Source organism: Niveispirillum irakense DSM 11586 (assembly GCF_000429645.1).
Classification (GTDB): Bacteria; Pseudomonadota; Alphaproteobacteria; order Azospirillales; family Azospirillaceae; genus Niveispirillum; species Niveispirillum irakense.
The window spans coordinates 669,271-677,837 of the sequence record NZ_KE386934.1 but is presented as its reverse complement, the minus strand read 5'-3'; the positions used below and the strand labels follow the sequence as shown (position 1 = coordinate 677,837).

Genomic DNA, 8,567 nt, shown 5'->3' with positions numbered 1-8,567 from the left:
GGAATGTTGCGAGGATTTGTCCCTAGTACGAGAGGACCGGGATGAACATACCTCTGGTGCACCGGTTGTCACGCCAGTGGCACAGCCGGGTAGCTATGTATGGAAGGGATAACCGCTGAAAGCATCTAAGCGGGAAACCCACCTCTAAACAAGCATTCCCTGAAGAGCCGTGGTAGACCACCACGTCGATAGGAGGCATGTGGAAGCACAGCAATGTGTGAAGCTTAGCCTTACTAATCGCTCGTTCGGCTTGATCCCTCACCGCTCATGCGCAGCGGCAAACCCACACAAATACGCATACACACAGCATCAACCCGTCACACACACAAAACCAATCCCTGTTACGCGCCGACCTGGTGGTCATAGCGAGGGCCCCCCACCCGATCCCATCCCGAACTCGGCCGTGAAACCCCTCTGCGCCAATGGTACTTTGTCTTAAGGCACGGGAGAGTAGGTCGCCGCCAGGTCCGCCCGTAACAGGTAAATCACGATACCAGAACCAAACGCCCCTCGGCACATCGCCAAGGGGCGTTACCTTTTGCGGGCCGCAAAACGGCCCTCTGACGCGGGGTGGAGCAGCCCGGTAGCTCGTCAGGCTCATAACCTGAAGGTCACAGGTTCAAATCCTGTCCCCGCATCCAACGAAAAACCCCAGCAAGAGCAAAATCTTGCTGGGGTTTTTTTATGTTCAGAGCAGAACCGAACCAGCGGGACAAGTAAACGCTGTTCGGCGTCGTCAGAGATGGCTCCGGCGCGCCTGCGGGGCAGCGATCAATTACTGATTTTGATGTTCTGCTGCCAATAATCGTGAAGCGCCCTCACATCGCCGCTTGTCAGGATCGGCATTGCCTGGCGGAGTTGCCCATCGGTCCAATCCCACCATGTCAGTTCGCGCAGCAGGGATATATCCTTGTCGTCGAACCGTTTGCGGATCAGCTTGGCGGGGTTTCCGCCTACAATGCAGTAAGGTTCCACGTCGCGGGTGACCAGGGCGCGCGTGCCGATCACGGCGCCATCGCCAATCTTCACGCCGGGCATGATGATGGCTTCGGCACCAATCCACACATCATGCCCGATAATCGTGTCTCCGGCGGGTTCATATCCGTTTGCAGCGCCGGCAAATGCCGGTATCCCCTCCATCCAGAAAAAGGGAAATGTGCTGATCCAGTCGTTCCGATGGCCCTGATTACCGGCCATGATGAAGGCAGCGCCAGACCCGATCGAGCAGAAGCTGCCGATTATGAGCTTGTCCACGCCGGGCTGAGGCAGCAGATAGCGGGCACAGTCGTCAAAGCTGTGGCCATGATAATATCCGGAATAATAACTGTAGCGACCCACAATAATATTTGGGTTTTTGACTTGGCGATCAATAGTAATGCCCTTGAAGGGGCTTTCGAAGAAGTTGTTCATTGAAGATACCTTTGAGTCCGCGCCGCAGACAGCGGCAAAGGGTCGATTGCGGTGGGCGCAAACAACCAATCGCTGGACGTCTATGGAGTGGTCCCAGCGTGGCGGCTTCTCACGCAGAAACGTGGAAGCAGATTCAGATGGTACAATCTGCGGACTTCATTTCCTTATTATGCACAAGGCATCCGCCGCAGCGCAAGAAGAGCCAGTCTGGACGAGGCCTGGATACGCAGGCAGGCTATCACGGTCTGCGCGATGGCCTTCTTGCCACGGAAAGCATTGACGCACCGTGTTAAGGGCCAGTTCTTCCCAGGATTTATGACCTCCTGCACATCCTTTTCGGAACCGGTTACCCGCCGCTGGCGGGGGGCTTCCCGCCGAGGGCCTGCAACTGCATCACGACCAGTCCCAGAAAGATCAGCCCCAGACCGGCAATGCGGGACAGCGAGATGGGTTTCTGCGGGAGCCCAACAAGGCCCCATTGATCGATGATGATGGAGGCCAGCATCTGTCCGGCGATGACCGCCATGATGAAACCGGCAGCGCCGAGTTTCGGCACAAGCATGAGCGCGCCAGTGATGTAGATGACCCCGATGATGCCGCCAATCCATATCCAGCGCGGTGCCTGCGCCAGATTGGACAGGGTCGGGATTTCCACCTTCGCCAGCACCATGACGGGCAGGATGCAGGCGAAACTGACGCAAAGCGAGACAGCCGTTCCCCACAGGGGATGGCCGAGTGTGCGTCCGAGCGCCGCATTGGCGCCAGCCTGGAAAGGGACGACCGCACCGGTGACGATAGCGGCGAGGATAAGAAACAGGGTGTTGGTCTGCATGGGTGAACCTCCAATGCTCACCAGATGCGTTATTTGCTTCGTGGATGGAAATTCCGATGTCATATCTTCAATATGAATGATGTGAATAATCTTCGGGGTGTAGACCTGAACCTGCTGGTGGTTCTCGATGCGCTTCTGGCTGAACAGCATGTGTCGCGCGCTGCCTCCCGGCTGAATATGAGCCAGCCCGCCGTCAGCCACGCGCTTGGGCGTCTGCGGCTACTGTTCGATGACCCTTTGCTGATACGCCGGGGCGGACAATTGGTGCCAACCGCAAAGGCACTGATAATTGCACCGGCCCTGACCGCAGCGTTGCGACAGGTGCGGGAGGTGCTGGGGCCGGGCGGCTTCGATCCTGTCCGGGAGAAACGGACATTCCGCCTTTCGATGTCCGATTATGGCTCTGCCGTGATCCTGCCGGGGCTGCTGAACATGCTCCGCCATCAGGCCCCAGGGATTGATCTGGTGATCACCCAGTCGGGCCGGGAAGCCATGCTCAGGCAGATCATGGACGGGGAGTGTGATCTTGCACTGGGCGTCTTTCCCGACCTTCCTGAACAGGTGGCAGTCGAACAGCTTATCGTTGAGCAGTTCGCCTGCCTTGCGGATCGGGAGGCAATGGCAGGGCAGGACCATCTGGATATGGAATCCTATCTTTCCCGTCCCCATATCCTCGTAGCCATGCAGGATGGTGCAAATACTGAAATCGACACTTCCCTGCGTGCTGCCGGCCATGTGCGCCGCGTTGCGGTTACGCTGCCACATTGGGGCAACGCGCCGCGGCTGATCCAGGGAACGGATCTCGTTCTGACCGTGGCGCGAAATGCCCTTGCACGCTACGAACGTGACCCGTCCCTTATTATCTTCGAACCGCCATTTCCGATCCCGCCCTTTCCCTTCGTTCAGGTGTGGCATGAGCGGCGCAGCGGTGATCTTGCGCATCAATGGTTGCGCAGCGCTGTTGGGACCGTATCAAAGTCCTTGTAAGGAAAGCATCCGTTTCACTTCACCATTCCGGCGGGTAGGGCCCGTCCGGCCCCGCTGCGGCGTGGCAGCCGGCCATTCAGGATAAGGTAGGCCACAAGCCCAATCACCAGCCCCCAGAAAGCGCCGCCAATGCCAAGCAGATTGATATTCGCGGCGGATGCCAGGAAGGTGATGAGCGCGGCCTCGCGGGATGCCGGGTCGGCCATGGCGCCAGCAAGGCTCCCCCCGATGGTGCCGAGCAGCGCCAGACCGGCCAGCGTTGTGATGAAGGTTGCCGGAAAGGCCATGAAGACGGCAGCCAGCGTCACGCCGAATATCCCGACCAGGATATAGAAGCTGCCGGCAGCAAGCCCCGCAATCCAGCGCTTGGACGGTTCCTCATGCGCTTCCCGCCCCGTGGCAATGGCTGCTGTGATCGCCGCGATGTTGAACGCATGCGAGCCAAACGGCGCCATAAGGAGCGAGCCGAGCCCCGTTGCTGTGACAATGGGATTGGCGCTGGTTCGGAAACCATCGTTCCGCAACAGGAGCATTCCCGGCATGTACTGGCCGGTCAGGGTGATAAGAAACAGCGGCAGCGCGACGCTTAAAAGCGCATTCACCGAGAAGACGGGCATTGTGAAGATGGGTGCCGCGAATTGAAGCTGAAGGCCGGACAGATCGACCCGGTTTTGCGTTACAAGAAATATCAGGCCGAGACTAAGAATGCCGACCACCGCATAACGGGCGGAAACCCTTTTGATCAGCAGGTAAGCCACGATCAGCAGGCCGACCAGCAGCGGATCTATGGTCGCCCCACCAAAGGCGCCGATGCCGAACTGAAGCAGAATGCCGGCCAGCAAACCTGACGCGATCCCCGGCGGGATCAGCCGGATAACCTTTTCGAAATAACCGGAAATCCCCAGCAGGACGAAGGCAGCCGCTGAGATCATGTAAGCGCCGATGGCTTCGGCATAGGGCGTGGTGGCGAGTGCCGTCACGAGAAACGCGGCTGCCGGGGTGGACCAGGCGGTGATGATCGGCTCACGATAACGCAGGCTTAAAATAAAGCCCGTCAGCCCGACGCCGATCGAAACCGACCAGACCCAGGATGCCGTAAGGTCCGGGCCCAGGCCGGCGATGCGGGCGGCCTGAAAGACCAGAATGAAGGTGCCGCCATAATTGACGATGACGGATATCAATCCCGCGACGACGGGATGCATGAGGTCATTCAAGTGGATGGATGGGCGGGACACTGGATTGTTTGTCATGGTCTGTCGGTTCTCCAGGTGGGCTTGCGGCCAATTTCCTGGGCTTGACTTCTATTGGATAAATGGTCTGATCGTTCCTGCCATTTAGCGAGACAGGTTCAGACCATTTGTTCAGGCATTCCCAACTGGAATCGGTAAAGGCGTGGCTTGCCCATCCCGCCCACGCGACGATGCCGCTACACGCGCGGATACAGCGGGCCATCCGACAGTTGATCCTTGATGGGGCAATCGCGCCCGGCAAGCCGCTTCCCGCCTCGCGGGCTCTGGCCATGTCGCTGGGCGTATCGCGCGACACTGTAGAGGCTGGCTATGCCCAGCTTCACGCCGAAGGTTTCATCGAAAGGCGGGTTGGCAGCGGGAGCTTTGTTGCGGAGATGACCGGGTTTGCAGCCCAACGGCGGGTGTCGCCACCTGACGCATTCAGGGGCGATCAGGCGCCCAGGCTCAGTCAGCGTGGCGCTGCCATGTTCCGCAGCGGGGGTGTTCGCGAAATGCTCTCTCCCCGGCCGTTTGCCCCCGGGGTGCCGGAAATACGCAGTTTCCCGCTCCCGCTATGGGAGCGGCTTGAGCGACAGGTACTGAAGGAGGTTGGGACGCAGGCGCTGCATCATGGTGATCCCCAGGGTGCCGAGCCGCTGCGGCGGGCCATCGCCGATTACGTCAATCTTGAGCGCGGCGCGCGGGCCACCGCAGACCGGGTGATGGTGCTGACCAGTTCGCAGCAGGCCCTGAGCTTGTGTGCCACTATGCTGTTCGATCCTGGTGACCCGATTTTCATCGAAGATCCAGCCTATTACGGCGCCCGCAAAGCCTTTGAGGCGGCAGGGTTGGAATGTCTTCCTGTTCGTGTCGATGGCCAAGGGATCATGGTCGAACAGATCATGGCAGATCCGCCCAAAGCCAAAGCCGTCTTCCTGACGCCCTCGCACCAGTTCCCTACGGGCGCGACTTTAACGCTGGATCGCCGTCTTGCATTGATCGAATGGGCAGCGCGGCATCAGGCCTGGATCATCGAGGATGATTATGACAGCGAGTTCCACTATGCGGGCAAGCCCACGGCCTGCGTGCAGGGGCTCGATCCGCACGACCGGACCCTCTATATCGGCACTTTCACCAAGTCGCTCTTTCCTGGCTTGCGGATCGGATATGTCGTGCTGCCCCCGCAACTTGTTAAGCCACTGACCGTGGGGCGAACGCTGCTTGATGGGCATAACGCCTCCGTCGCGCAACTGACCCTGGCCCGGTTCATGGAAGGTGGGCATTTCGGTGCCCATGTCCGCACCATGCGTGGCTTTTATGCAGAGCGGCTGGACGTGCTGACAAGGCTGATCCGCAAGCATCTTTCTGGCTTTGTTGAGCCCCAGGTGCCCATCGGGGGCCTGCAAATACCGTGTTTTTTGACCGGTGACTTGTCCGAACAGAAGGTAATTGATGCGGCCCGCCGCGTGGGGGTCGAACTGCTGGGGCTGTCAGCACTGCACGCCGCTGGTGATGGGCGGGCTGGATTCCTGATGGGGTTTGCTGCTTACACGCCAGATGAGATTGAGGTTGGCGTCAAAAAACTGGCGAACGCGCTGCGGTCAGTGAGCGCCACATAGGCAGTTCGCCGCGATAATATCGGAATGGGGGCGTCCTCCCTCGACGCCCCCATTTTAAGGGTCCTAGAAGTCGAACTTCTGTTTGGTGACAAAGGCTTCCCACGCGGCGCGGCTGTTGAAGTCCAGGCCGCGATCCCAGGCTGAGCCCATATAATAGGTGAAAGGACGGTCGGGTGTGACACGCACCAGGATCAGGTAATTGTCCGCATCCTCGGCGAAGCCCTCGACAAGGGCCGGATCGACCGTGATGGCGATCCCCATGCCGCCATGTTCAGTGTTTTCCGGTTCCCAGAACATCAGGCGGCCATTCTCACGGTCGCGGGTCACGAAGCCCGTGCCATTCTCGTTCTTGCGCTTGGAAATGCCGATGCCGACGATGAGCGGTTCCGCTTTATCCGAACTCAAGGTTGAGGTCATGCGCGTGAAGCTGGACCCCAGCGGCAGGCTGAAGCTGCGCGTCTCCCACACCTTGCGGGCCACATCGACCGGCCAGGGACGGTAATCAACGCTGAAGCGGGCTTCCTTGCCGCCGGTTTCCTCAATACGGTAGGTGGAGAAGTTGCGGCTGGTCCAGAGCTTGTTATCGTACCAGATGCCAAGCCCACCGGCCCCGCGTCCCCTGCCGACATCGTAATAATCCAGCCCCTCGCCCCGATCGATATGGTAGTTCGGGAATTTCAGTTGCCGGTCCATATAGGGCCAGCGCACGCGCTTGGCCCAGGCATCAATGCCCGATCCGGAAGGGGCTTCCCGCGATTCCAGTGCCGGACCATAGATGCGGTGGGCAACACGGTCATTTTCCCACAGCAGATCATCCAGCCGGTCAGGGGCGAAGCGCACCACGGCGCGCGGCACCTGCTGGTCCGCTGGGGGCGGCGTCAGCGGTTCAATCGTCGAGGGGCGCTTCAACTGTGCCGGATCATAGGAAAGGGCACGCGTGGCCCGCATCTCGGCCTCGCGGCGTCGCACTTCTTCCGGCCCGATGACGGTGACGGGGGCCGGCGGGGTTGGCGTGGTGGCGGCGATGATGTCCGGCGTATCCCGTTTGGGTTCCGGCTGGGGCAGGGACTGCACCGGTCCGTTCAGATCGGCAATCTCCAGCCCGGCCAGGATATAGGTTCCCGTCGTATAGAGGCCGACATCGCGCGGATCGGTGGCGACGGGCATGTCGCCTGTCTTCTGCGTGGCACCGATCAGGCCATTGGGCAGGACGTGGCGATTAAGGGCTGCCCAGCCACGGGTGACATGCGGCAGATATGTGGCCCGGTCCAGCAGACCATGGTTGATCCCCCAGGCCAGCGCATAGACATAGAAGACCGATCCCGATGTCTCTGCCTGCGGGAAGGCGTCAGGGTCCAGCAGGCTGGCGGGCCAGAGCCCGTCGGCGCGCTGCAGCCCGATCACCCGACCCGCCATTTGCTGGAAGATATCGGTATAGAAGGCGCGGCCGGCGAAATCGGCCGGTATGGATTCCAGCCACCGGGCCAAGCCGCCCATCACCCAGCCATTGCCGCGCGACCAGTAGATATGCTCACCCTTGGCGTTGCGGTGCCGGTCATCCTTGAACCGCTCGTCACGCAGGAACAGGCGCTGCTCGGGCACCCACAGCCGGGCGGCCGTGCGGCGCCATTCCTTGTCGGCGGCGACAAGATATTTGGGATCGCCGGTAATGGCCGACATCCGGGCGAATACCGGCGGCGCCATATAAAGCGCATCAGCCCACCACCAGATCAGTTGCGGCGTCTCGGTCGCGCGGTTCAGATGCGGTACCTGCCAGTCCAACCGCTGGCGCAGGGGCAGCAGCACCCCCTCCTGCCCACGCCTTGCATAGAGCTCCTCATAAAGATCGCCGATCGTAATGTCGTCGGCATTCAGCATGGTCGGGCCTGACCGGGCGCCGCGGACACTGTAATTATAATGTTCGGCAACCGCGGTCAGGAAGCGCAGCGTCTCGGGATCTTCCGATACCCGGGCAAGCCGTGCCGCGCCGATATAGAAGGTCGCCGCCACCCAGTTGGAGGACATCTGGCTGAGATTGCTGCCGGTCGACAGCGCGATCGGCTCGCCCGCCATGGCCTTGATCTGGCTTGCCGCAACATATTCCACAGCGGCCATGGTTTCCGCGCGGGAGGGCAGGACAGCCGGGTCGACATTCAGGACAGGTCGCGGCGTCGGCTCCAGCCAGGCCTGCTCCACGCCGGGCGGCAGTGTTGGTGTCTGGGCGGAAGCCGGGCTTGCCAGAGCGGTTGTTGCCAACAGGGCAAATGCCAGGCGCAGGGACAGATGCGCAGCGCGGTGGGGGGTGTGCCAGGACATTGTTTCCTCCAGCGACGCGATTGAACTCGCGCCTGAATCATTGGGGGCGGGCTACCTCGGTCTTCTTGGAAACCGGTGTCAATCGGAGCATATAATTGCTGCTCCGTCCGGGTGGCGCCTTGACTCGAGTATATCGTCCTCTATCATGAGATCAAAGAACAGAATGTGGGAATT

The 8,567-nt window shown here is 60.5% G+C and carries 6 protein-coding genes, 1 tRNA gene and 2 rRNA genes; 5 read left to right on the top strand and 4 right to left on the bottom strand.

The window, feature by feature from the left end; genetic code table 11:
- From G473_RS0122115 to G473_RS0122105, 3 genes are all read left to right on the top strand, one after another.
- Positions 1-258, top strand: a 23S ribosomal RNA gene (locus G473_RS0122115); the annotation flags it as partial.
- 94 nt (positions 259-352) lie between these two features.
- Positions 353-467, top strand: a 5S ribosomal RNA gene (gene rrf, locus G473_RS0122110).
- Between the two features lie 97 nt (positions 468-564).
- A tRNA-Met gene (locus G473_RS0122105) sits at positions 565-641 on the top strand.
- A 130-nt stretch (positions 642-771) separates the two neighbouring features.
- Here G473_RS0122105 and catB read toward each other — a convergent pair.
- Together catB and G473_RS0122095 are read right to left on the bottom strand one after the other, a co-directional pair.
- Positions 772-1,410: a type B chloramphenicol O-acetyltransferase gene (gene catB / locus G473_RS0122100; RefSeq protein WP_029014897.1), complete on the bottom strand. Its 639-nt coding sequence runs from the start codon at positions 1,408-1,410 to the stop codon at positions 772-774.
- 346 nt (positions 1,411-1,756) lie between these two features.
- A complete protein-coding gene (locus tag G473_RS0122095; RefSeq protein ID WP_245580249.1) occupies positions 1,757-2,392 on the bottom strand; it encodes a DMT family transporter in 636 nt (211 codons plus the stop codon).
- On the opposite strand from G473_RS0122095, the gene G473_RS0122090 reads away from it, so the two are divergent.
- Positions 2,360-3,229, top strand: coding sequence for a LysR family transcriptional regulator (locus tag G473_RS0122090; RefSeq protein ID WP_245580246.1), 870 nt, complete (start codon positions 2,360-2,362; stop codon positions 3,227-3,229). The two genes, G473_RS0122095 and G473_RS0122090, sit on opposite strands and share 33 nt — an antisense overlap.
- A 14-nt stretch (positions 3,230-3,243) precedes the next feature.
- On the opposite strand, the gene G473_RS28350 is transcribed toward G473_RS0122090, so the two are convergent.
- Entirely contained in the window at positions 3,244-4,431 is a 1,188-nt protein-coding gene (locus G473_RS28350) for a benzoate/H(+) symporter BenE family transporter (RefSeq protein WP_245580244.1), read from the bottom strand.
- A gap of 155 nt (positions 4,432-4,586) precedes the next feature.
- Here G473_RS28350 and pdxR point away from each other — a divergent pair, with 155 nt between their 5' ends.
- Positions 4,587-6,077, top strand: coding sequence for a MocR-like pyridoxine biosynthesis transcription factor PdxR (pdxR, locus tag G473_RS0122080; RefSeq protein ID WP_029014894.1), 1,491 nt, complete (start codon positions 4,587-4,589; stop codon positions 6,075-6,077).
- A 63-nt stretch (positions 6,078-6,140) separates the two neighbouring features.
- Here pdxR and G473_RS0122075 read toward each other — a convergent pair whose 3' ends face one another.
- Positions 6,141-8,393 (bottom strand): glycoside hydrolase family 88 protein, encoded by a 2,253-nt coding sequence (locus tag G473_RS0122075; protein ID WP_035708579.1) that lies wholly within the window; start codon positions 8,391-8,393, stop codon positions 6,141-6,143.
- Positions 8,394-8,567 lie beyond the last annotated feature (174 nt).